At 58.0% G+C, this 24697-nt stretch carries 23 protein-coding genes; 2 read left to right on the top strand and 21 right to left on the bottom strand.

Features of this window, described 5'->3' with window-relative positions:
- Positions 1–14: 14 nt before the first annotated feature.
- From pyrF to pyrR, 7 genes are read right to left on the bottom strand one after another with little or no spacing between them, the layout of a single operon-like run.
- Positions 15–896 carry an orotidine-5'-phosphate decarboxylase gene (gene pyrF / locus LOH53_RS14095; protein ID WP_326832794.1) on the bottom strand — a complete coding sequence of 294 codons (882 nt, stop codon included), beginning with the start codon at positions 894–896 and terminating at the stop codon, positions 15–17.
- Complete coding sequence (carB, locus tag LOH53_RS14090; RefSeq protein WP_230068388.1) at positions 889–4224, bottom strand: carbamoyl-phosphate synthase large subunit; 3336 nt, start codon at positions 4222–4224, stop codon at positions 889–891. The genes pyrF and carB overlap by 8 nt, the downstream gene beginning before the upstream one ends.
- Positions 4224–5405: a glutamine-hydrolyzing carbamoyl-phosphate synthase small subunit gene (gene carA, locus LOH53_RS14085; protein ID WP_230068387.1), complete on the bottom strand. Its 1182-nt coding sequence runs from the start codon at positions 5403–5405 to the stop codon at positions 4224–4226. The genes carB and carA overlap by 1 nt, the downstream gene beginning before the upstream one ends.
- Positions 5398–5958 (bottom strand): PH-like domain-containing protein, encoded by a 561-nt coding sequence (locus LOH53_RS14080; protein ID WP_230068386.1) that lies wholly within the window; start codon positions 5956–5958, stop codon positions 5398–5400. Before LOH53_RS14080 ends, carA begins: the two co-directional genes overlap by 8 nt.
- Positions 5958–7301 carry a dihydroorotase gene (locus tag LOH53_RS14075; RefSeq protein ID WP_230068385.1) on the bottom strand — a complete coding sequence of 448 codons (1344 nt, stop codon included), beginning with the start codon at positions 7299–7301 and terminating at the stop codon, positions 5958–5960. Before LOH53_RS14075 ends, LOH53_RS14080 begins: the two co-directional genes overlap by 1 nt.
- Positions 7298–8332 (bottom strand): aspartate carbamoyltransferase catalytic subunit, encoded by a 1035-nt coding sequence (locus LOH53_RS14070; RefSeq protein ID WP_230068384.1) that lies wholly within the window; start codon positions 8330–8332, stop codon positions 7298–7300. Before LOH53_RS14070 ends, LOH53_RS14075 begins: the two co-directional genes overlap by 4 nt.
- Entirely contained in the window at positions 8329–8937 is a 609-nt protein-coding gene (gene pyrR, locus LOH53_RS14065; protein ID WP_230068383.1) for a bifunctional pyr operon transcriptional regulator/uracil phosphoribosyltransferase PyrR, read from the bottom strand. Before pyrR ends, LOH53_RS14070 begins: the two co-directional genes overlap by 4 nt.
- A gap of 224 nt (positions 8938–9161) precedes the next feature.
- On the opposite strand from pyrR, the gene LOH53_RS14060 reads away from it, so the two are divergent.
- The gene (locus LOH53_RS14060; protein WP_230068382.1) at positions 9162–10502 is read left to right on the top strand and encodes a PrsW family intramembrane metalloprotease; all 1341 of its coding nucleotides are present in this window, start codon (positions 9162–9164) and stop codon (positions 10500–10502) included.
- A gap of 123 nt (positions 10503–10625) precedes the next feature.
- Here LOH53_RS14060 and nusB read toward each other — a convergent pair whose 3' ends face one another.
- The 14 genes from nusB to LOH53_RS13990 form a co-directional block, all read right to left on the bottom strand.
- Complete coding sequence (nusB, locus tag LOH53_RS14055) at positions 10626–11072, bottom strand: transcription antitermination factor NusB (RefSeq protein WP_230068381.1); 447 nt, start codon at positions 11070–11072, stop codon at positions 10626–10628.
- Entirely contained in the window at positions 11072–11635 is a 564-nt protein-coding gene (gene efp, locus LOH53_RS14050; RefSeq protein ID WP_230068380.1) for an elongation factor P, read from the bottom strand. Before efp ends, nusB begins: the two co-directional genes overlap by 1 nt.
- Positions 11636–11711: 76 nt before the next feature.
- Positions 11712–12212 carry a tetratricopeptide repeat protein gene (locus LOH53_RS14045; protein WP_230068379.1) on the bottom strand — a complete coding sequence of 167 codons (501 nt, stop codon included), beginning with the start codon at positions 12210–12212 and terminating at the stop codon, positions 11712–11714.
- Complete coding sequence (gene aroB, locus LOH53_RS14040; RefSeq protein ID WP_230068378.1) at positions 12213–13304, bottom strand: 3-dehydroquinate synthase; 1092 nt, start codon at positions 13302–13304, stop codon at positions 12213–12215. It lies immediately after the preceding gene.
- Entirely contained in the window at positions 13301–13879 is a 579-nt protein-coding gene (locus LOH53_RS14035; protein WP_230068377.1) for a shikimate kinase, read from the bottom strand. The genes aroB and LOH53_RS14035 overlap by 4 nt, the downstream gene beginning before the upstream one ends.
- Positions 13876–15078, bottom strand: coding sequence for a chorismate synthase (gene aroC / locus LOH53_RS14030; RefSeq protein ID WP_230068427.1), 1203 nt, complete (start codon positions 15076–15078; stop codon positions 13876–13878). Before aroC ends, LOH53_RS14035 begins: the two co-directional genes overlap by 4 nt.
- Positions 15079–15107: 29 nt before the next feature.
- Positions 15108–15998, bottom strand: a complete 891-nt coding sequence (locus tag LOH53_RS14025; protein WP_230068376.1) for a shikimate dehydrogenase — start codon at positions 15996–15998, stop codon at positions 15108–15110.
- A gap of 6 nt (positions 15999–16004) precedes the next feature.
- Positions 16005–17219, bottom strand: a complete 1215-nt coding sequence (mltG, locus tag LOH53_RS14020; RefSeq protein ID WP_230068375.1) for an endolytic transglycosylase MltG — start codon at positions 17217–17219, stop codon at positions 16005–16007.
- Positions 17216–17779 (bottom strand): Holliday junction resolvase RuvX, encoded by a 564-nt coding sequence (gene ruvX / locus LOH53_RS14015; RefSeq protein ID WP_326832793.1) that lies wholly within the window; start codon positions 17777–17779, stop codon positions 17216–17218. The genes mltG and ruvX overlap by 4 nt, the downstream gene beginning before the upstream one ends.
- Positions 17780–17813: 34 nt before the next feature.
- Positions 17814–20492, bottom strand: coding sequence for an alanine--tRNA ligase (gene alaS, locus LOH53_RS14010; protein ID WP_230068374.1), 2679 nt, complete (start codon positions 20490–20492; stop codon positions 17814–17816).
- Between the two features lie 140 nt (positions 20493–20632).
- On the bottom strand, positions 20633–20869 hold the full coding sequence (locus LOH53_RS14005) for a hypothetical protein (protein WP_230068373.1): 237 nt from the start codon (positions 20867–20869) through the stop codon (positions 20633–20635).
- Between the two features lie 28 nt (positions 20870–20897).
- Positions 20898–21272 (bottom strand): DUF948 domain-containing protein, encoded by a 375-nt coding sequence (locus tag LOH53_RS14000; RefSeq protein ID WP_230068372.1) that lies wholly within the window; start codon positions 21270–21272, stop codon positions 20898–20900.
- A 132-nt stretch (positions 21273–21404) separates the two neighbouring features.
- Positions 21405–22031, bottom strand: coding sequence for a 30S ribosomal protein S4 (rpsD, locus tag LOH53_RS13995; RefSeq protein ID WP_230068371.1), 627 nt, complete (start codon positions 22029–22031; stop codon positions 21405–21407).
- A gap of 258 nt (positions 22032–22289) precedes the next feature.
- On the bottom strand, positions 22290–23726 hold the full coding sequence (locus LOH53_RS13990) for a replication-associated recombination protein A (RefSeq protein ID WP_230068370.1): 1437 nt from the start codon (positions 23724–23726) through the stop codon (positions 22290–22292).
- A gap of 31 nt (positions 23727–23757) precedes the next feature.
- Here LOH53_RS13990 and LOH53_RS16950 point away from each other — a divergent pair, with 31 nt between their 5' ends.
- Complete coding sequence (locus LOH53_RS16950) at positions 23758–24354, top strand: Vms1/Ankzf1 family peptidyl-tRNA hydrolase (RefSeq protein ID WP_230068369.1); 597 nt, start codon at positions 23758–23760, stop codon at positions 24352–24354.
- The last annotated feature ends 343 nt before the right edge of the window (positions 24355–24697 follow it).

Here is a 24697-nt window from a genome sequence, read left to right as displayed (position 1 = left end):
TCAATCCACGCGAGCTAGAGTCCTCGCAGCGTCTCCACGGTTGCCTGCTGCAAAGCGGAGATATTCGGCCCCGCCCCTAGGATTCCACGGCTAGACGTCGCCAGAACGGCTTGATAAGCATCACCAAAGGTGGCACGCATGTCGGCACCCGTCGCCCCCTGGGCACCGAGCCCGGGCGCCAGGATTGGTCCACGCACGGCTGCCAAGTCAATCCCCAAATCGTTCAAGGCTGTTCCAACCGTCGCTCCCACAACCAGGCCCACAGAACCCAATGTCTCCTTGGCGTAGCGCTCGTTCTCCCTGGCTGCGGCCTGCACAATACCTTTGGCAACCGACTGGTTCCCGCCCACATGTTGCACGGACGCACCCTCCGGGTTGGAAGTGAGCGCCAGCACAAAAACTCCCCGACCGTTCTCCGCCGCCAGATCCAACGCCGGACGCAGAGACTCAAATCCGAGATACGGGCTCAGAGTCAGCGCATCTGCCGCCAGCGAGGACCCATCCCGCAGCCAAGCATCCGCATAACCGGCCATAGTGGAGCCAATATCGCCGCGCTTGGCATCAGCGATGCTAAGTACCCGAGCCTCCCTGGCTGCTGCCAGGAGCTCCTCCAACACCGCCAATCCAGCAGAACCGTGGCGCTCGTAAAGGGCTACCTGAGGTTTGACCGCTGCGGCCAGAGGCCCCACGGCTTCTAGGACCGTACGAGAAAAGCTACGAAGCCCTGCAACGGAATCCTCTAGCCCCCACTTCAATAGCAGACCCGGATGCGGATCTATGCCAACACATAGCGGCCCCCTAGCCCGCATGGCCTCAGCTAGCCGCGTCCCAAATGCAACCTTCGGGCTCTCCGTGGACTTTACCTGTGCATCAGGAGTGCCATCCGGCTCAGCCACGCTGTGCCGCCTGTCCGGCCCGCAGGACCTTCGCGTGCTCCTGCAAACTCGTCACGTCCCATTCGTAAGTGCGGAGCGCCTCCATGGCTTGGACGGCTACGTTGAACTCGGCCACTGTAGTGATGCACGGCTTGCCGTTGGACACGGCGGCAGCTCGGATCTCGTACCCGTCACCACGTGCTTGACCGCCCGTCGGGGTGTTGAAGATCATATCGATTTCGCCGTTGTTGATCAGGTCCACAATGCTTTCGCCGCCATCGTTTTCCTTACTAGAACTTTCCCCAGCTGCGGGGCGTTCTTCACTGATCTTGCGCACCGTACTGGACGCGATGCCGTTGCGGCGAAGTACGTCCGCGGTTCCTCCGGTGGAGACAATCTCATAACCAAGATCGACTAGGCGCTTGACCGCCATGATGATGGAGCGCTTGTCCCGGTTGGCAACGGAGACGAACACCTTTCCGGAGACCGGAAGAGCCCCGTTTGCCGCTGCCTGGCTCTTGGCGAAGGCTGTGTCAAAGTGCTTGTCAATGCCCATGACTTCGCCTGTAGATCGCATTTCCGGGCCCAAGAGCGAGTCCACAACGTGTCCTTCGGGAGTCCGGAAGCGACTAAACGGCATGACAGCTTCTTTGACTGCTACAGGGGCACTATCTGGCAAGGTACCGCCGTCGCCGACCTCCGGGAGAATGTGATGGACGCTCCTCAAATGGGCGATCGAAACCCCTACACCGATCAGCGCGGCCGCCTTAGCCATCTGCACTCCGGTGGCCTTTGAAACGAACGGCACAGTTCGTGAAGCGCGCGGGTTAGCTTCTAGCACATACAAAATATCTGCCGCCAAGGCGAACTGAATATTTATCAGGCCCCGGACGCCTACTCCTTCAGCGATAGCTCGGGTGGCCTTACGGACCCTCTCCTGAACGTCCTTACCCAAAGTGATCGGAGGCAGGACACACGCGGAGTCACCGGAGTGAATCCCGGCTTCTTCAATGTGCTCCATGATTCCGCCCAAGTACATGTCCTTGCCGTCAAAGAGAGCATCGACGTCAATTTCGATCGCATCCTCCAAGAAACGGTCAATCAGCACGGGGTGTGCTTGGGTGATTTCCGTGGCGTTCTTGATATAGCGAGACAGATGGGCCTCATCGTAGACGATCTCCATGCCCCTCCCACCGAGAACGTATGACGGGCGTACCAGCACGGGGTATCCGATTTCATCGGCGATCTTTTTGGCATCGTTGAAGGAGACGGCGGTGCCGTTCTTCGGCGAGATCAGCCCGGCTTCGTCGAGAACGCGTGAGAACATGCCACGGTGCTCAGCTAGGTCGATTGCTTCCGGTGAGGTACCAAGAATCGGCACGCCGGCGTCGGCAAGTTCTTGAGCCAGCTTCAGTGGTGTTTGGCCGCCAAGCTGAACAAAGACACCCATGACGCCGCCGGTGCGTTCTTCTGCCGCAATGACTTCCAGTACGTCTTCTAGTGTCAGTGGCTCGAAGTAGAGTCGTGTAGAGACATCGTAGTCAGTGGAAACTGTTTCCGGGTTGCAGTTGACCATAACGGTCTCGTAGCCGGCCTTCCGGAGTGCCATCGAGGCATGGACACAAGAATAATCGAACTCAATACCCTGGCCAATCCGGTTGGGACCTGAGCCGAGGATGATGACAGAGGGCTTTTCATGCAGCGCAATCTCGTCCTCTTCATCGTAGGAAGAGTAGTGATAGGGGGTGTAGGCGTTGAATTCCGCCGCACAGGTGTCCACGGTCTTGTAGACCGGGCGGATAGCCAATGCCTGGCGCACCCCTCGCACCACAGCTTCAGAGTTGAACGTCAGCGAGCCGATCTGGGCGTCGGAGAAACCATGACGTTTGGCCAGTTTCAACATCTCCGGCGTCAACGCCGCAGAGGTTCGGATTGTTTCTGAAACCTCGTTCAAGAGCACCAGCTGGTCAAGGAACCAGGGGTCGATCCCGGTGGCCGCGTAGAGTTCTTCCACACTGCCCCCACCTAAAAGAGCTCGCTGGACTTGTGACAGGCGTTCAGTGGTCGGCCGTTTGGAAGCCTCGATCAAATCCGGGACATCCAAGGCGTTTACCGAACTGAAATCCAGGCTGGCACCCTTTTGTTCTAATGAACGCAGCGCTTTCTGCAGGGCTTCGGTGAAGTTACGGCCCAGGGCCATTGCCTCTCCAACACTCTTCATGGTGGTGGTCAGGGTGGGGTCCGCGGCCGGGAACTTCTCGAAAGCGAAGCGGGGCACCTTGACAACAACATAGTCAAGAGCAGGCTCAAATGAGGCTGGCGTCTTCTGCGTGATGTCGTTGGGAATCTCATCCAAGGTATAGCCCAAGGACAGTTTTGTGGCGATCTTGGCAATGGCGAAACCGGTCGCCTTGGAAGCTAGTGCAGAGGAACGGGAGACGCGCGGGTTCATTTCAATAACGACCACGCGCCCGGTATCTGGCTCAATGGCAAATTGGATATTGCAACCGCCCGTGTCAACACCTACTTCTCGAATGACGGCGATCGAGATATTGCGCAGGTTCTGGTATTCGCGGTCGGTCAACGTCATGGCCGGGGCTACCGTGATGGAGTCACCCGTGTGGACACCTACGGGATCAAAATTCTCGATGGAACAGACTACGACGACGTTGTCGTTCTTGTCCCTCATCATCTCCAGCTCGTATTCCTTCCACCCAAGGATGCTCTCTTCCAAAAGAACTTCCGTAGTGGGGCTGTATTGCAGGCCTTGCCCGACGATCCGATCGAGATCAGAGGGCGTGTACGCCAATCCGGAGCCTAGGCCTCCCATGGTGAATGATGGCCGCACTACCATCGGATATCCGAGGTCCTCGGCCGCTACATGCGCTTCGGAAAGCGTATGGATAATGTGACTGCGAGCTGATTCGGCGCCACAGCGCGCTACAACACCCTTGAACTTTTCGCGGTCCTCACCGAGTTCGATGGCGGCGATGTTCGCACCGATCAGTTCGACGTCGTATTTGGCCAAGACGCCAGCCTTATCCAAGGCAATCGCCGTGTTCAGCGCTGTCTGACCGCCGAGCGTGGGAAGAATCGCGTCGGGGCGTTCCTTGGCAATGATCTTCTCAACTACCTCGGGCGTAATCGGCTCAATATAGGTGGCGTCGGCAAACTCGGGGTCGGTCATGATCGTCGCAGGATTGGAGTTGACGAGGATTACCCGCAGGCCCTCCTCCTTCAACACTCGCAGCGCCTGTGTGCCTGAGTAGTCAAACTCGGCGGCCTGACCAATGACGATGGGCCCGGAACCAATAACCAGAACGGACTTCAGATCTTCTCTCTGCGGCATTACTTATTTTCCTCAGTCTTCGTCGCGGCGTTGCCGGCCATCAGGTCTATAAAACGGTCAAACAGGTAGGCGGAGTCGTGTGGGCCCGCGGCTGCCTCAGGATGGTACTGGACGGAAAAAGCAGGCACATCCAGGCACGCCAGACCCTCTACGACGTCGTCGTTGAGGGAGACATGACTAACTTCAACACGGCCGAAGCGTGCCTCCGGGGCGGTTACCGGGCCATCTTTGGGGGCGTCAACGGCGAAGCCATGATTTTGGCTCGTGATCTCAACCTTGCCGGTAGAGCGATCCAGGACCGGTTGATTGATACCCCGGTGACCGTAGCGCAACTTGTAGGTACCAAAGCCTAGGGCTCGGCCAAGGATCTGGTTGCCGAAGCAGATACCAAAGAACGGTGTGCGCGAGTCTAGGACTTCTCGCAACAGCGCAACCTGGGCATCGGCCGTTGCAGGGTCCCCGGGACCGTTGGAGAGAAACACTCCATCCGGGTTGACGGCCTGGACTTCTTCAAATGTGGATCCCGCCGGCATGACGTGCACGCGCACGCCGCGTTCGGCAAAGCGTTGGGGCGACATCCCCTTGATTCCCAGGTCCAATGCGGCGATGGTGAATTTCGTCTCACCTTCCCAACCATGATCGGAAGGCTCGACGACGTAAGTTTGCGTTACGCTGACTTCCTGCGCCAGTTCCAAACCCTCCATGGACGGTTGGGCTTTGACGGCAACGAGGAGTTCAGCCTCTGAGCGGGCGGCATCGGCACCGGAAAAGATACCGGCTTTCATGGCACCGCGTTCGCGCAGGTGACGCGTGATGGCCCGGGTGTCAACACCTTGAATACCGACGATTCCCTCGGCGGTGAGCTGGCCATCCAAGGTTCCTTCAGAACGCCAATTAGAGGGCCGACGAGCAGCGTCGCGCACTATGTAACCAGCGGCCCAGATCCTGGAAGACTCGTTGTCTGAGGAGTTGACTCCGGTGTTGCCAATATGGGGTGCCGTTTGGACGATCAGCTGGCGGGCGTAGGACGGATCAGTCAGTGTTTCCTGATAGCCGGTCATCCCAGTAGTGAAGACTGCTTCACCCAAGGTAGTGCCGATTGCCCCGTAGCTGGTGCCACGAAACGTGCGGCCGTCTTCTAAGACCAGAACTGCCTGTGCAGGCATGGTTGCTTCACTCATTCTCATTGTTCTTTCTGCTGATGTCTGCGTCAGGTGTCTGTGTGTTGTCGGCTTGGTCGGCGTCGGAGCCAAGCAGTTCTCTCAAGGTATTAACCAAAGGCCTCTTGGCTTCGGCTTCAGTGGTTCTAAATCCTGTGTCGACGTCTAGAGCGCCTAGCACCCAGGTGATGACCACCAGGCCTTCCTTTTCCACAAATTTTCCGGCCATACCGCTTTGCGTCGTGATCTCGCGCAGTTCGTCCGCAGCGATGTATATGTCAGCGGAACCAGTCCGGGCAATCAAGATGCCGCCGGGGTAAACGTCCAGAGTTGCTCTAGTACGGATACCAAGGCCGTGCACAGCGATCCGGTCCAGCCAGTCACCGGCGCTGGTAGTAACCACGTACTGACCCGAAACGCTCATGGTGGGCGTCCCTAGATCGTCCGGAACCACGGGCAAGGGAGCCACATCCGATTGACGTTTGAGCTTGCTGCGCCAGCCCCACCACATAAGTCCAAAGACGACCACCACAAGTAGCATGGTCAAAATTGCAGGTACGGTCCGCTCCCCCATCAGTTCCCACCTGTCTGGGTAGCACCCTGAAGTCTTCGTGGAGTATTCAGTCGGCCATCGAGCACGGTGGGGTGCCCATGGAAGAACGTGGCGACCACTTTGCCAGGCAGTTCCATGCCAGCGAAGGGTGAGTTCCGACCCTTAGTAGCCATGAGCGTTTGGTCCACGGCCCTGCGCGCGGCCGGGTCAACGAGCACAATGTTGGCTGGCTCACCCACATTCAAGGGCCTTCCTTGATCGACTACCCTGCCTATCTTGGCCGGCGTCGTGGACGTGACACGAGCAAAGTCAGCCCACGACATCAGGCCGGTTTCGATCATGGTTTCCTGGACCACGGAGAGTGCTGTCTCCAGACCGGTCATGCCCATGGCTGCGGCTGCCCACTCGCATTCCTTGGCCTCACTGGGGTGCGGGGCGTGGTCAGTACCAACTATGTCAATGGTTCCATCAGCTAGGGCTTTGCGGAGTGCTTGAACATCGGAATCAGCGCGTAGCGGCGGGTTGACCTTGTAGACCGGGTTATAGCTACGGACCAGTTCCTCCGTCAGCAAAAGGTGGTGCGGGGTAACTTCCGCTGTGACGTTAATGCCACGCTCCTTGGCCCAACGGATAATCTCAACCGAACCAGCTGTGGAGACATGACACACGTGAAGGCGAGAATCTACGTGCTGGGCCAGTAGGACATCACGGGCGATGATGGATTCCTCGGCAACGGCAGGCCAGCCTGCTAGACCGAGAACAGCTGATACCTTGCCCTCGTTCATTTGAGCGCCTTCGGTGAGGCGCGGCTCCTGTGCGTGCTGGGCGATAACGCCGTCGAACGCCTTGACGTATTCCAAGGCCCGACGCATCATCACAGGATCGCTGACGCAGATTCCATCGTCTGAGAAAACTCGGACGCGAGCCCGGGAATCGGCCATGGCACCGAGCTCAGCAAGCTGTTTTCCGGCAAGACCTACAGTCACAGCGCCCACGGGCCGCACATCCACCCAGCCAGATTCCCGGCCTAAGGAGTACACCTGCTCCACTACTCCGGCTGTGTCGGCGACAGGGGAACTATTTGCCATAGCGTGCACCGCGGTGAAGCCGCCCAAGGCTGCGGCACGTGTACCGCTCTCAACGGTCTCCGCATCTTCGCGGCCAGGCTCGCGGAGGTGAGTATGCAGGTCAACCATGCCAGGCAGGGCGATAAGAGTCCTCGCATCTATTACCGTGGCATCACCGATCACCTCATTGCCCAGATCCTCCCCAAGAGCCGTGATGATGCCACCTTGAATGAGGATGTCCGCTCGTTCCCCGCCGAGAATAGACGCCGAACGAATCAGGTAACGTGCGGAGCTCATGAATTATCCTTTGCTGGCATTGCTGTGGCCGGTGCTGTGGGGTTTTGTTTTGAGTTGGGCTGTGGGTCACGAATTTCCCCTGCCAGGAGCAGGTACAAGACAGCCATTCTGACCGAAACACCGTTGCGGACCTGGGCTAGCACTGTGGATCGCACTGAATCCGCAGCGGCTGAAGAGATTTCAAGTCCGCGGTTCATGGGCCCCGGGTGCATGATGATGGTGTCTTTGAGATTTAGCCGGTCCAAGGTAGCGAGCCTGGCATCGTCGAAACCCCATCGTCGGGCGTATTCCCTTGTGGAAGGGAAGAAGGATGCTTTCATCCGTTCCGCCTGAACTCGCAGCATCATAATGGCGTCCACGCCAGCCTCGAGTGTGGCGTCCAGGTCATAGCTGACCTTGCACGGCCAGTGCTCGACGCCGACGGGCAGCAATGTGGGTGGGGCAACGAGGGTGACATGCGCGCCCAAAGTGCGCAGCAGCCATACGTTGGACCGGGCTACCCGGGAATGTAAAACATCCCCGGCAATGATGATTCGCATTCCCTTTAGATCTGCACCTACGGAAGGAATCCCCGACAGCTTGGACCAATGTGACCGCATGGTAAAGGCATCAAGGAGCGCCTGGGTGGGGTGGGCGTGGGTACCATCACCGGCATTGATGACCGCTGCGTCGATCCAGCCAGAGTTGGCAAGCCGCGCCGGAGCACCGGATGCCCAGTGCCGGATGACAACGGCATCTGCACTCATGGCTTCAAGAGTTTGCGCCGTATCCTTTAGAGATTCTCCTTTGGAGACTGAAGAACCCTTGGCAGTGAAATTGATGACGTCGGCAGAGAGGCGTTTGGCTGCGGCTTCGAATGAGATTCTGGTGCGGGTTGAGTCCTCAAAGAACAGGTTCACGACGGTGCGCCCCCGCAGCGCTGGCAGTTTCTTAACCTCACGCTCCCCCACCGCGGACATCTCTTGAGCAGTATCCAAGATCTGGACTGCGTGGTCCCGGCTGAGGTCTTCGGTATCTAAAAGATGCCTCATATGCCGGCCTCGATTACAACTTCATCCCGCACCGTTGGCCCATCGATCTCCGCTAAGCGGACTCGAACCTTTTCGGTGGAGGAAGTGGGTAAGTTCTTGCCCACATGGTCTGCGCGGATGGGCAGTTCGCGGTGGCCTCTGTCTACGAGCACCGCCAAGCGCACTGCCTGGGGACGACCCAGGTCTACAAGTGCATCCAACGCGGCACGGATAGTGCGCCCGGAATACAGGACGTCGTCAACGAGCACAATAACTTTATTGTCAATGCCAGAGACCGGAACTCGGGTGCGTTGGGGGGCTCGGGTGGGTTGATGGGCAAGATCATCACGAAACATTGTGACGTCTAGTTGGCCCACAATGGCCGCGGCATCGATGCTGGGGTCCGTGGCGGCCAGTTTATTAGCCAGACGTTGGGCCAGTGGGTAGCCACGGCGTGGAATTCCAAGCAGCAACAGATTTGCTGAGCCCTTGTTCGCTTCCAGAATTTCATAGGCGATACGAGTCAACGCACGGTCGATGTCAGCGGCCGTTAGGACCACGCGTGACACAATCACAGGCTCTGCGTTGAATGGGGCGTCCTCAGATGGTGTTGAGGGGCTATTCATTTTCTCGCGTCCCCTTTCCCCGCCTCACAGGACGGAATTAAAAGGATGTTTGCGCTTTCAAAACTATCACAAGGAACGTCAGCGTTCTGCCGCGCGTAAATTCGGTTCAGCCTCTGACGCGCTCCACTGCCGGCAGCCTCCAATTTGGAGATCTTGGAGAGCCGCCTTCTTTGTGGAAATCCGGAGTTCTTGGAGAGGGGTGACACTACCTTTAGGCTTGAGCCATGACTGATCCGAGTGGCTGGCAAAACAAGCATTGGCAGCAACCAAGCCAACCGCACGCAACACAAGCACCCCAAGCGACGCAACCCTGGCAACAACAGGGCCAACCCCAAACAACGCAACCCTGGCAACAACCATCACCGGATTATTGGACGAGCAATGCGAAGGCCCCACGGAATCGCTCGTCTAAAGGGACAGGCCTGCGAGTAACGAATGTCATCTTGTTGTGCCTGATAGCGCTGCTGACCTTTGGAATCTTGGCCTTCTTCGCCGTTGCTATTGGTATCAACGTCTTTCTGATCTGCGGCGCTTTAGCGCTGATTCCGTTGGCCATCTGTGTGCTGACCCTGATCTGGGTTGACCGCTGGGAGCCTGAGCCTAAGTCCGCACTCTTCTTCGGCTTCTGCTGGGGCGCAGGTATGGCCGTAGTGACCACGCTGGTTGTCGGTAGCTGGGTGCAGCCGGTGTTGATGGCCTCAAACTCATCTGCAGATCCAGACATGGTAGGCGCCGTACTGCAGGCGCCACTCGTGGAAGAGTTCTGCAAGGGTGCTGGTGTTCTTGTACTTTTTTTCCTACGGCGGCGCACATTCGATGGCCCTATCGACGGTGTTGTGTATGCGGGAATCATTGCTGCTGGCTTTGCTTTCACCGAAAACATCCTCTACTTTGGCCAGGCACTGACGGAGAGTGACGGGAACGCTGGCGGCTTGGTGGGTATTTTCATCCTGCGCGGGCTCATGTCCCCCTTTGCGCATGTGATGTTCACGGGCGCACTCGGTGCCTGTGTTGGTTACGCTGCACGTCACGGCGGAACCATCATGGTGCTGTGCGCTTGGGTCCTTGGACTGGTCCCGGCGATGCTCTTGCACGGTCTTTGGAATAGCCTGACGTTCATCGGAGGTAACTTCCTCCTGCTGTACCTGGTACTCCAGGTTCCTCTTTTCGCTGGGTTCATCCTCAGTATCATCTTCCTGCGCCGCTCAGAGGCCAAGCTAACGCGCAGCAGGCTTTCTGACTACGTACCCTCGGGCTGGTTCAGTTCCCAAGAAGTACCGATGCTGGCTTCCGGGGCAGGCCGCCGTCGTGCCTTGGCATGGTCAAAATCCTTCGGTGCAGCGGCAACAATGAAAGAATTCATCAGGCTGGCAACACGTCTAGCCTTCACACGCCAGCGGTTGTTAGTTGACGCCAATGGATTACCTGGAACGTCCCGGGCCAAACGATTTGCTGCGGAGCAGTCACTTGAGCTCAGCCTGCTGCGTAAGTCTGAGGCCACGCGCAGCGAACTCCTCGGAAAGCACCAAAGTGCCCTATGGCAGGCCCAGCAGTTCCACCCATAAATATGCCCGTTTAAACAACTGAGCCGCAGTACGTGCTGAAAACAAGGCGTTTTCATGCACGTACTGCGGCTCAGTTCAAGTGACTAAGGTCTTCCTGAATCGACTCGGTTCGCCGTGAACGATCTACGCGAGGAGGGTCGGTTTGATCTGCTGAAGACGACCCAACAGTCCATTGACGAACTGCGGGGACTCATCCGTGGAGAGGACCTTCGCCAATTCCACGGCTTCGCTGACAGCAACCGCGTCCGGGACGTCGTCATTGAACAACAGTTCCCAAGCTCCGAGGCGCAAGATAATGCGGTCCACGGCGGGCATTCTCTCCAGCGTCCATCCCTGCGAGTAGGTCTGGAGGTGCTCGTCAATGACTTCCTGCATTGACGTGACACCCTCCACCAGCTCTACCGTGTAAGGGTTGATGATCTGATCGGTCTTCTCACGCCGTGCCGTCAGGGCTGAAAATGCGGTGACATTTCTTTGCTCCGACTCAAATAAAATATCCAAGGCACGACGGCGAGCTTTGCTGCGAGCCGAATTCGGCTTACCTGAGGGGTTGGGTTGACTGCTTGCCACTACTCGCTGACACGTCCCAGGTAGCTGCCGTCTCGAGTGTCAACCTTAACCAGGGTGTTGTTCTCAACGAACAAGGGAACCTGAATTTCATAGCCTGTTTCCACCGTGGCGGGCTTAGTACCTGCCGAGGATCGGTCACCTTGTAGGCCCGGCTCCGTGTAGGTGATGCGCAACTGCACGGACGGCGGCAATTCAAGGTAAAGAGGGTTACCTTCATGCAGAGCAATCGTCACGTTGAGGTTTTCCAGCATGAAGTTGGTGGCGTCCCCGACCGTCTTACCAGTGACGGTCAGTTGGTCATAATTGTGGGTATCCATGAAAACGTAGTCTTCACCGTCTTGGTACAAGTACTGGTAGTCAGAGCGATCGACCGTCGCGGTCTCGATCTTCAGGCCTGCATTGAACGTCTTATCGACAACCTTGCCGGACAGGATATTGCGCATCTTGGTGCGGACAAACGCTCCGCCCTTGCCAGGCTTAACATGCTGGAACTCAATGATGTTCCACAGTTGTCCCTCAAGCTTGAGAACGGTGCCGTTCTTAATGTCGTTAGTCGTTGCCACAATTGCCTCTTACGTATAAGTGTTATCAAAAATCCATTGACCATACTACCGCATCCGCTTCTACTGGCGTTTGCTTTTACTGACGTTCGGCAAGATCCAGTGCCCGTTGCAGCGAAACTGTTGAGGAATAGATCGCCGCAGCGTCAGCCCCCGAGGCCACCCGCTGCTCTAAAGCGGTCGTGAAACTCCTCGCTGCAGCATCGAAGTTGTCGTTAGAAAAATAGACTTTGCCAAGCTGCTGATGAATCCAGGCCTCCACGGGTGTACCGGCTACCGATGAAATCAGGGCTTTCAGTACTCGCTCGGCCCTGTCAAAGTGCCGGGTAGCCCGCAAAACCTCGGCATCTAGCACCTGCAGTCGAATCGACTCTGGATCAACGAGCCTTGCAGTTGCGGCCATCTCGGCAGCCTCGCTAGTGAGCCCCCGCGCCAGCAGAACAAATACGTGGTCGGCGGCATCAGTGGTGACCTCTAACGCGGCGGTGCACTGTTCTTCGTCCACCACCTCAGGCAGCAAAGTTTCTGGATTCACCGCAGTACCGGGGAATCCTGCAGCGGGCCAATCTTTTAGTCCCATTTATGAAGCAATCTCCTGGTAGGCGGCAAAGAGCAGTGAGGAATCAGGAACTTCGAGCACCCCGGGGCGGCCGATTCCGTCTAGCACGATAAAACGAAGTAAATCACCCCGCGTTTTCTTGTCCCGGCGCATTCCGTCAAGCAACGCCTGCCAGCGATCCTTACGGTACGTCAGTGGAAGCCCGAGCTGGTCCAAGATGGTGCGGTGACGGTCAGCATCGGCGTCATTGAGACGTCCCACACTCCGGGCCAGTTCGGCGGCGAACATCATGCCCACAGATACTGCAGCACCATGACGCCAGGCGTATCGTTCGGCGTGCTCGATTGCGTGCCCCAGCGTGTGACCATAGTTCAAGGTTTCCCGTGGTCCATGATCTTTTAGGTCCGCCGAAACAACTTTGGCTTTGACATCAATGGATCTGACAATGAGCTCACGCAGCACGTCCGAGCGGGGGTCTAGCACCGAGACCGGATTGGCCTCAACCAAATCCAGGATGACCGGGTCAGCAATGAAACCGCACTTAACTACCTCTGCCATACCGGAGACAAGTTCATTCTTGGGCAGCGTATCCAGTGTGTCCAAATCAACCAGCACTCCGGCCGGTGGATGAAAGGCACCCACCATATTTTTGCCTTCAGCCGTGTTAATGCCTGTCTTTCCGCCCACGGAGGCGTCAACCATGCCCAGTAACGACGTTGGTAAGTGGATAACCTTAACCCCCCGCAACCATGTTGCCGCAACAAAACCCGCCACATCGGTCACCGCTCCACCACCGACGGCGACAATTGCATCCGAACGGGTGAAGTCATTTTGGCCCAGCACTTGCCAGCAGAAGGATGCAACCTGAATGTGCTTTCCCTCCTCCGCATCAGGAATCTCCGCGGTCAAAGAGGTGAATCCGGCCGCGGCCAGATCGTCCCGCACAGCATCCCCGGTCAGGCGGAGGGCCCGAGGGTGGATGACCAATACCCGTTTAACCCGTTCACCAAGCAAGGCAGGGAGCCCCGCCAGCATCCCTCGGCCCACCACGACGTCGTAGTTCTCCCCCGGATGTGAGCCGGTGACCTTGATGACTGTGTTCTGTTCGCTCACGGTGCTGTGTTCTCTTTCTTTGATTCTTCGGCCAGAATGTCAATGAGTCTTGTAACCACATCTGGAACGCTTGAGTTGTCAACATCAATAGTGATATCAGCCAGGCGGGCATAAACGGGGGCACGCGCAGTGGCCAGCCGCGTCCACGCTTCCACGGGGTCCACCGCCAGAAGTGGCCGGCCCGTGGTACGTTCAATTCTCTCCCGGATCGCGTCAACGGTGGCCCTTAGGTGGACGACGGTGGCACCGGCAAGCAACTGCTGTGTCCCTGAGTCAAGTACTGCGCCCCCGCCCAAGGACAACACCACCGTTTTCGGCTTAGCCACATCTAAAACGGATGCTACGGCGCGCGCCTCCAACTGCCGAAAATAATGCTCCCCACGGGCAATAAACAGACGCGGTATAGGACCGTGTTTTGCTACGATCCGCTGGTCAGTATCGATGAACTCCAAGCCAAGCATCCGCGCAAGCTCGGCCCCTATGACGGACTTCCCAACCGCCATTGCGCCAATCATGACGATGGGCCGCTCCGGATGGAAGTTCACCTTACTGGCATGATCCTTGCCTGCGCTCATCCGTGTCCCAGCGTGTCCAAATTCGTCGGGATAGCGGCAAGATAACTGTCCATGTTGCGCTTGGTCTCAGTCATGGAGTCCCCGCCGAATTTCTCCATAAGCGCCTCGGCTAACACCAATGCTGTCATGGCCTCAGCCACAACACCAGCAGCCGGGACAGCGCACACATCCGAACGCTGATGGTGTGCTTTGGCAGGCTCGCCCGTAGCGATGTCGATGGTCGCCAAGGCACGAGGCACGGTTGCGATCGGCTTCATAGCGGCCCGGACGCGAACTACGTCTCCAATACTCATGCCACCTTCAATGCCCCCAGCACGATTTGAGGTGCGGGTGATACGGCCGCGGTCGTCACGGACAATTTCGTCGTGGGCAACTGAGCCTCTACGAGCGGCAGTGGCAAAACCATCACCGATCTCTACGGCCTTAATCGCCTGTATGCCCATGAGCGCACCCGCAAGGCGGGAGTCCAAACGACGATCCCAGTGCACATAACTACCCAGTCCTGGCGGCAGTCCGTAGGCGAGCACCTCAACAACACCACCAAGGGTCTCGCCCTCCTTATGCGCGGCATCGACCTCGGCGACCATGGCGGCCGAGGTGGTGGGATCAAAACACCGCAAAGGGTCCGCATCCAAAGCGGCAACATCGGAGAAAACCGGGATGGCGGCGTCTACCGGGCATGCAACACCGGCGATCTGGACGGTGTGGCTTAGAAGTTCAACGCCCACCGCGGCTAAAATTTGTGCGGCCACAACACCGAGGGCTACACGAGTAGCCGTCTCGCGTGCGCTCGCCCGCTCTAGGACGGGGCGAGCTTCGTCAAAGCCGTATTTTTGCATTCCAGTGAAATCTGCATGACCAGGGCGTGGGCGTGTCAGCGGCGCGTTGCGCGCCTGGCTCGCGAGCACCTCTGCGGCCACAGGATCCGCAGACATAATCTGTTCCCACTTGGGCCATTCTGAGTTCGCGACCTGGATGGCGATGGGCCCGCCTTGAGTTAGACCATGGCGCACACCGCCCAGAATGGTCACCACATCCTGCTCGAACTTCATACGAGCACCGCGGCCATAGCCCAGTCGGCGCCGTGAAAGTGCTTCTTGGACCAGGGCACTAGTGAGCTCAACTCCGGCCGGTACGCCTTCGATAATTCCAACTAGGGCCGGTCCATGTGATTCCCCGGCGGTCAACCAACGCAACATACTCTCCATCCTGCCATGCTCTACGGGTGCTATTCGTGCGGGGGACGCCGGGCTAGACCAAGTGCGTCGCACATCACATTGAGAATCTCCGCTGTGCGCCCCTGCATGCAATCGGCATTACCACCGGCAGCTACAAACAGTTTGGCCTGTTCCACACCTTGATACAAAAGCATCTCAATCCCCGGAATCACCGTCCCACCTTGGTGCTCCCAAGTCTGGGCCAATGCACTGGGCCAGGGATCGTAGGCAACATCGAGCAGGCAAGCGCCGGCCACTGATTCAAGACTGTGCAGCATTTTCTCCGCAAGGGGGTCACCGGCATGCGGTGGCAAAGTGGAGATGACGACGTCGTAGCCGCCCAATGATTGTGCGGCATCGTCAAAACGCAGTAAGCGCAGTTGTACTCCAACGTTCTGTGCCACGTCCTCGAGGGCTACCGCCTTTTCCGGGCTACGAACGTAAACATCGACTCCGGCAGCCCCCAAAACTGAAAATGCAGCCACCGCAGAAGCTGCCGTGCCACCGCCTCCGAGCACGGCGGCGCGTGGCCGCGCACATACACCGGCATGGATCAGTGCGTTGATAATCCCAGCGACATCCGTGTTGTCGCCCAAAACATGGGTGGCGCCGTCGTCGCCGTCTGTCATGACCAAAGTATTGGCGGCGCCAAGAGCCCTCGCGGCGTCCGTAAGTTCATCGGCTAACGCAGCAGCTGTATTTTTCAATGGCATGGTTACTGAGAGCCCATACCAATTACTCTCTGTTCTTACTCGTGCCAAAAATGGTGCAAGCTCAAACTTCTGGACGTCAATGGCCGTGTACGTATAGCCCAATTCCAACGCCGCATAAGCAGCATTATGCAACGCCGGTGACTTGGAATGTCCGATCGGATACCCAATTACTGCACCGTGCCGCCGCATTACCAACTACTTACATTCCCCAGCGTTGGCTGCACACCACGCGGTGTATTTCGCCACGTTTTGCAGGTGTTGTGCATAGGTGGTGGCATACAGCGTCTCACCCGTTTTCAGATTGACTGTGACCCAGAAGTAGTAAGGGTTAGCCTCTGGATGGGCGGCAGCTCGGATGGCCTCAAGGCCAGGTGAACCGATAGGGCCGATTGGCAGCCCGGCGTTGGCAAAGGTGTTGTAGGGGTTGGTTTTGTCCGCCTTTTGGGCGTCGGAAATATTGTACGACTTGATCCCCAGCCCATAGGCAACAGTGGCATCCGATTCGAGCCGCCCACCGGTCTCCCCGTTGGGGTTGTTGATGCGGTTCTCTATGGCGCCGGAAATCTTGGCGTAATTTGCCGTGTTCCCCTCAAATTCAATAATACTGGCGATGGTCAAAACCCGGAACTGTTCGGCAGGATCACTTACTCCAACACTCACAAGGTTCTTCTTGGTTCCCTCGACCATCTGAGTCAGAATCCCCTTGGCGTCCAGCTCGACGGCGAAACGGTACTCACCTGGGGATAGATACCCCTCAAGTGTCTTAGCCTGCACCGGAAGACCGAATTGTGCTGGTGAATTCGCCAGTGCGGTGAACTGCGCAAGTGGAATGCTGGTGCTCTTGGCGAGAACTTCCAACACTTCACCAATTCGCAGATTCTGTGCCACCGCAGCGTAGTGAACCTTGGATGGGTCTCCTGCCAATAGGACGCCAACGGCGTCTGTCGCCTTCATCTGCTTGCGCATATTGAACGTTCCAGGTTGAAGAGATGCAGCACCTTTCGCTGCACTGAGCGCATCCAAGAAGGCCTGTTCGCTCGCCACAATGTCCTGGGTGCGTAACTCGGCGGCTACTGAACGTGCGGTAGCTCCATCCTGGACGACCAACTCCACTGTGCCAGTTCCCGGGCCGGGGTAGTCGGAAGCTGAAAAACCGCCCAGCATGGGTTTAACCGTCTGAACCACGAAGAACACCACAACCGCAAACAGGGCAAGAATCACGAAGAACGCAAGCGTCCGACGACGTTTACGGACCCTTTTGGAGACACGAGTGGTGCGTCTAGAGGGAAGGGGTGGCTGCTCAAAATACTCTTCAGAAGGGGGCCGACCATCTCCGTGAAGGGAGCTTGATTCGACGGGGTCTTCGGCTGCATGCGGAGGATAGCCGTTGCCGTTGAAAAGATCACTCATGACGCGGACCATGGGGTGCGGGGCGTTAGTGCTTCCGTGGTAATGGCTAAACCTTCTTCTGTTCGGGAATGCGCTCCATCACCAGGGACGGTCGCAACGTCTGCAGGCACCAGCTCCCCCACAATGCCATTCTTTCCTTTTTGCATGTCTAAGGCGTGCTGCAAGATTCCTACGGCAGCCGCCTGATCAACTACTTTACGGTGTTCCCGACCGTCGAGGCCAGCCGCATGCAGCGCCTGGTGTGCACTCACCGTCGTTAACCGCTCATCAATGAGCCGCACGGGGGTGTCCAGACCAACGCGCGCCAGTTCAGTCACCAACAGAGCCGCATATCCCCGTGCCATCTCAGCGGACGCCTTTTCGGCACCCTTTAGGGTGCGCGGAAGGCCTACAAAGACCTCAACTGCATTTCGGGTGCCGGCTTCCTTGGCCACCAGACGGATATCGGAATTTCGTTTGGCATCACGCGTCAGAGTCTTCACAGGCGTGGCCAGGATGCCGTCTGGGTCGCAGGCGGCCAAGCCGACGCGGACCATGCCCACGTCAACTCCCAACTTCACTCCGTGTGGATAATTTTTTCCTTTCACGCCCGACCTAGCGGTCCCTGACGGCTGCCACTACGGCAGCCAAGGCGGCCGGAATCGCGGAGACGTCCGTACCACCACCCTGCGCGACGTCCGGCTTGCCTCCACCGCCACCACCCAGTACTCCAGCGGCCAGTTTTACAAGGGCGCCGGCCTTCACACCGGCGTCGCGGGCACCTTCATTTGTCGCAATAAGAATGACGGGGCGGCCATCGCTAGCACCGGCTACTGCCACAACAGCGGCATCGGAGCCCAGGCGTTGGCGCAGATCAAGCCCGAGTCCGCGCAAGTCATCAGCGCCGCGGACTTCTCCGGCGTCATGGGCCAGGACTTTCACACCGGTAGCGTCAACAGCGCTGCCAAGCAATGCTCCCGCTGTCGCGGCAAGTTGCTCGTGGCGCAACCTGTCAAGTTCTTTTTCGGCGGCCTTCAGTTTGTTCACCGTTGCACCGACGCGCTCGGCCAGTAGGTTCGAGGGCACTTTGAGCATGTCCGACAAGGACGCTACGAGGGCGCGCTCGGCTGCTAGATGCCGGAACGCGTCCATTCCTACGAATGCCTCGACCCGTCGGTTACCGGAGCCCACGGACTGCTCGCCGAGCAGCGTCAGCGAACCAATGCGTGAAGTACTCTCCACGTGTGTGCCTCCGCACAGCTCACGGGACCAGGCGCCGTCGATCTCCACGACCCGCACCTCCGCTCCGTAGTTCTCCCCGAACAGTGCCGTGGCTCCCAAAGACTTTGCCGCGTCCAAATCCATGACGGTTGTGCTGACACGGAAATTGTTCCGGATGGCGATATTGGCGACTTCTTCGATTTCGGAGCGGGTAGCCTGGCTCAGACCCTCGCCCCAGGCGAAGTCGAAACGTAGATAGCCAGCCTTATTGAACGAACCACGCTGCAACGCTTCAGGGCCAAGGATTTGGTGGAGTGCGGCGTGCACAATGTGCGTGCCGGTATGAGCTTGCTCGGCGGCATGACGGCGTTCACGGTCGACGGCGGCACGCACCACGGCATCCGCCGGCAGTTCACCTTCCCGCACGATCGCGTGGTGAACACTGAGACCCTTAATGGGCCGCTGAACGTCAAGAACTTCTACGACGAAACCATCCCCGGTGATGAGACCCGTATCCGCAGCCTGTCCGCCAGCCTCAGCATAAAACGGAGTTTGGTCAAGGACGAAGGAAATCTCATCCCCAGTGGTGGCATGGGACACCTGCACGCCGTTGGCGAGAATGGAACGCAGCTTCCCTTCCCCCTCCAACTCTGTGTAGCCGGTAAAGACTGTTTGACCATGGCTTAGTAGCTCGTTGAATACCGAGAGATCAGCGTGGCCGCCCTTCTTGGATTTGGAATCCTTACGAGCCCGATCACGCTGCTCGTGCATGAGAGCCCGAAAACCAGCCTCATCCACTGACAAGCCGGCTTCGCCCGCCATTTCTAAGGTTAGGTCGATCGGGAAACCGTAGGTGTCGTGCAGGGCAAAGGCCTCAGCGCCAGAGAGCCCGGTGTTGGCCGCCTTGGATTCCTTCACGGCATCTTCTAGCCGGGCAGTGCCGCTGGCAATCGTGCGCAGAAAGGCGCGTTCCTCTGCGTACGCAATTCGTCCGATGCGGGCGAAGTCGCTCTCCACAATTGGGTAAGCGCCCTTCATAGCATCACGCGAGACCGGCAACAGTTCCGGCAGCACGGCACTCTCGACGCCAAGCAAACGCATAGATCGCACGGCGCGGCGGATTAGCCGGCGCAGCACATAGCCGCGTCCCTCATTGGACGGGGATACTCCGTCCGAAATGAGCATCAATGACGAGCGGATGTGATCGGCTACGACGCGCAGACGAACATCGTCGATGTGGTGAGGGTCCGCTGGGTCTTCCGTTGACGTGTAAGTCTTGCCGGCAAGCGCTGCGGCTTTGTCCAGTACGGGGCGGACCTGGTCCGTCTCATACATGTTTTCCACGCCCTGCAGGATCATTGCCAGACGCTCTAGGCCCAGACCTGTGTCGATGTTCTTATTAGGCAACTCACCGACGACGTCAAACTCGGTCTTAGAGGTGACATTGTCGATCTGGTACTGCATGAAGACCAGATTCCAGATCTCGATGTAGCGGGTCTCATCAGCGATGGGTCCGCCCTCAACGCCATACTGCGGTCCGCGATCATAGAAAATCTCCGAACAAGGACCGGCGGGGCCCGGCTGGCCCGTAGACCAGTAGTTGTCTTCCTTGCCGATTCGCTGAATACGTTCAACAGGGACGCCCACGTCATCACGCCAGATGGCCAGCGCCTCATCGTCTTCCTTGTATACCGTGACCCACAGACGGTCCGCTGGAAGGCCAAAGCCGCCGTCGGCCACGGCAGTTGTCAGCAGTTCCCATGCGAAGGGAATCGCCTTCTCTTTGAAGTAGTCACCAAAGGAGAAATTACCGCACATCTGGAAGAAAGTACCGTGGCGGACAGTCTTTCCCACCTCGTCGATATCGCCCGTGCGGATGCACTTTTGAACGCTTGTGGCCCTCTTGTAGGGCGGTACTTCCCGGGCAGTCAGGTATGGAATGAAGGGGACCATGCCAGCGACGGTGAACAGAAGTGAAGGGTCCTGGGAAATGAGCGACGCCGACGGAACGGCTACGTGACCCTTAGCAGTAAAGAACTCGATCCAGCGATCAGCAATTTCATGGGACTTCATTAGCCTGTTGGCTCCTTCAATAGTGAAAACAGTTCAGTAACGCGCTGCCGTGTGGTGCGTGGTCAAGGAATTAGATGGTTAAATTTACGCTGACGCAAACAGCGCAAAAAGCGAACCTGACTGGTGGCCAAGGGCTAACGTCAGTGACGTGGACTCGATTGCTTTTCCGACTCCAACCCCAGTGCCAGGCGTAAGTCACCTTCACGCTGGTCCATGTTTTCCCGCAGCGCATCCGCGAAGTCATGGACGGCGTCGCTCATCTTGCCCACTGCGCGGTTGAGCCCTTCAGGGCCAATCGCTCCCTTGGCGGCAGCAACTTTGCGGGCGGCAATGACTCCAACGGTAATACCCAGACCAAGCCAAAAGATCTTCTTCATGAGTGTGTTTCCTCCATCAATGTGAGGGTTAGCGGCTACGGCGGGCGCGCGTGGGCTTGCCTCGGCTAGCAAAAGCTTGACGGATGCCATAGGAGAACGCCGCTACTTTGATGACCGGTTGACCTACCGTGGCAGCGAGCAGAGACGACAATGCCGAAATATTGGCTGTCGCATCAGAGATGTTGTTGGAAATATCATCAACCTTGCCCAGCTGGGCATTCGTGCTGACCACAGTGTTGGTCACTTCATCGATGAGTGGGGTCGTTCCGTCACCGACCTGACGGATGGTGACACGAATTTCGTCAAACACCTTGCCGAGTTTGAAGATTGGAACTGCTAGTAGGGCCACCAACACGGCGAAGACGCCGGCTGCAATCAATCCCGCTATATCTCCACCGCTCATGGATAGCGCCTCATTTCAGTCGATTAGACAAGTATTCCATTAGATACCATAACCAAAAGCAGCCCGCGGCGCGTGCCACGGGCTGCTTTGGGGTGTCGAACCGGAACTAGCCGGCCCACAAACGCTAAAGACTTAGCGTGAGTAGAATTCGACGACCAGCTGCTCTTCACAGGTTACGGGAACCTCAACACGCTTGGGCTTGCGCACCAAACGAGCCTGCAGGCTTTCCAGCTTCACGTCCAAGTAGGCCGGAACCATGGGAAGCACATCGCGGTGAGCACCAGCAGCAGCAAGCTGCAACGGGGTCATAGTCTGGCTGCGCGGGTGCACGTGGATCAGCTGACCCTCAGCAACGCGGAATGACGGGCGGTCCACGCGGGCGCCGTCAACCATGATGTGACGGTGAACAACCAGCTGGCGGGCCTGAGCCGTGGTGCGGGCGAAGCCGGCACGCAGAACCAAAGCATCCAAACGGGTTTCCAAGATCTCCACCAGGTTTTCGCCGGTCATGCCCTTGGTGTGCTTGGCTTCCTCGAAGGCACGAGTCATCTGTGCTTCACGGATGCCGTACTGGGCACGCAGACGCTGCTTTTCGCGCAGACGCACGGCGTAGTCGCTGTCCTGTTTCTTGCGGGCGCGACCATGCTCACCGGGGCCATACGGGCGGCGCTCTAGGTACTTAGCAGCCTTGGGAGTCAAAGCAATGCCGAGGGCACGCGAAAGGCGTGCCTGCCGGCGGGCACGTGTGTTGTTAGCCACTTGTGTCCTTCCAATATGTGCAACAATCTTGTGTTCTGGCCTCCGGTACGGAGAGTTAGGGCTGTTGCGGCCCATCGCTGCAGCACCCGGGCATGTTCCTACACGTCAAAGATCACGCGACCAAAGGTCGGGACGATTCATGGTGTTGGGCATGGAGCCGGAGCTTGCCAGTGCGCCACCAACTCTACCACCTGTCACAACACGTGTTCCACGTCGTTCTGCACCCAAGAAAGACGATTGATGGGTGGGCGTTTGGCGTCACTTCGGCAAGGGGCCTTTGCCACGGATGATGGAACGCAGCCTCTCAACCCGCACTGTGAGGTCCCGTTCAGCGCCATTACCGGTGGGGTTGTAGTAGTTCGTTCCAACAAGGTCGTCGGGGGCATACTGCTGAGTCGCGATTGAATGCGGTTCATCGTGAGAATAGATGTAACCCTTCCCATGGCCCAGGCCGCTGGCACCGGCGTAGTGGGCATCTCGCAGAGGCAACGGGACACTTGTTCCGCGTCCAGCACGGACATCTGCGATGGCGGCATTGATGCCCAAGTACGCCGCGTTTGATTTTGGTGCCGTCGCCACGTGGACGACGGCTTCTGCCAAGATGATCCTCGCCTCAGGCATACCGATCAGGGCGACGGCTTGGGCAGCTGCAACGGCTGTTTGTAGTGCCGTGGGATCTGCCATACCAACGTCTTCTGCTGCGGAAATCATGATCCGCCGACTAATGAACCGCGTATCTTCGCCAGCCTCTAGCATCCTGGCCAAGTAGTGCAATGCGGCATCAACGTCGGATCCCCGGATGGACTTAATGAATGCGCTGATGATGTCGTAGTGCTGATCTCCGGCTCGGTCATAGCGCACGGCGGCGGCGTCGATCGCACGTTCTGCGATGTCGAGGTCGACAACTGCGGGCTCTTCCCCGCCGGCATGCCCCTCGTGCCTTTGAGATAGGGCCACACCAGCAGCAGCTTCAAGTGTGGTGAGCGCCCGGCGCGCATCGCCGGAAGCTAACCGAACCAGATGGTCAAGGGCCTCATCAGTGAGGCTAACCACATTATCGAGTCCACGCGGATCGGTGATTGCACGCTCTATAAGAGCGTGAATATCAATGTCCGTTAAAGGCTTCAAGGTCAGCAAGATGGACCGGGAAAGAAGAGGCGACACAACAGAAAATGACGGATTTTCCGTGGTTGCCGCGATCAGGACCACCCAACGATTTTCCACTCCAGGCAAAAGCGCATCTTGCTGGGCTTTGTTGAAACGGTGAATCTCATCAAGGAACAGAATCGTGGTGCGCCCATGCAGGTCGCGGTCGATGAGAGCCTGGTCCATGACCCTGCGCACGTCCTTGACGCCTGCGGTAATGGCCGAAAGTTCCACGAACTTCCGGCCTGGACCGCGTGCAATTACATGTGCCAGAGTGGTTTTCCCTGTGCCAGGAGGCCCCCACAGCATGACGGAAGCGGGGCCAGCTGGTCCAGAGGAGTCTGCCGCCGCGAGCACACGCAGCGGGGATCCAGGGCCGAGGAGGTGCTGTTGACCAACTACCTCCTCCAGAGTGCGCGGCCGCATACGAACCGCGAGGGGATTGCGCGGACGTGACTCGCCGTTGCCTGTACGCACGCCGTGGACTGTGACACCGGCATCGTCGTCGTCGAGGTCGTCGCTAAAGGCGCTATCAAAAAGGTCGCTCACCCCACTAGGCTAACGGGCTAGGCTGACAGACGTGACTTCTCCGACCCGCTTCACCTTTGTACCCGCCGGCCGGCTCGACGGCTGGGTCGAGCGTTTTAGCTCCGCTCATGGTGGGTGTGACACTCTCACTGACACGGACGACGGCGTCAGACTGAACATGAAAGACGGCACCTTGGCAGTGCTCTCACCGCCATGGCCTGATGACGGACGCCCCGGGAAAGGGCCTGACCTACTGCATCGGCTAGTCTCCCTCGCGTCGCAGGAACGCACTATGGGAATTGTTCTGATGCGTCGCGGTGGCTATGCCATCGGGGTTGCATCATCCGGAAAGCTTCAAGCCCACAAATGCGGCGGTAAGCATGCGCAGCCGAAAAAGAACAACAGCACTCTCATCCTCAAAGCGGCCGAGGATGGTTCCCGAGTTTTTTCTGCCAACACCTTTGAATATCTGGCCACCGGCGGTGATCGGGAACTAGTAAAAGCTGTTCTGTCCGAGTCTGTACTTCGTGCATATACTCTTCGTCCACGGATTGATCCATTGCAGGTCGGTGAACCCAATTTGGCTGTCCTCAGTAAAGCTGCAGCCGACTTCGCTTCTATTCGAGTCCGTGTAACCGACAGTCAATAGGGCCAGGAATCGTCTTTTTCCCTCCACGGATTGGGAACACCTGGCATGAATTGACCCGGTAAAGATTGACCCGGCATGAGCACGCTGGTATCGAATTGAACGCGTACGCCATGCCATGCCGTGCCGACAGGTCGGCTATATTGCCCGCCTTCGAGGACCATCCATCGGCGGCCACGAGACTGCCGGGCAAGAAACTTGGCTGTTTCCCGACACAGACCCTTGACCCTTGACCCTTGACCCTTGACCCTTGACCAGCAAAGCGGCGTGGCCTGTATTTGGGGCTTTTTGGGTGTTTAGGGTGTTTTGGGTGTGCGTGGGGTGGCGTGGTGGTAACTGTTGTGGC

It is taken from the genome of Arthrobacter cryoconiti, assembly GCF_020905375.1.
Classification (GTDB): domain Bacteria; phylum Actinomycetota; class Actinomycetes; order Actinomycetales; family Micrococcaceae; genus Specibacter; species Specibacter cryoconiti.
The sequence above is the reverse complement of the archived record's forward strand: the minus strand, read 5'-3'. Positions and strand labels throughout refer to the sequence as shown.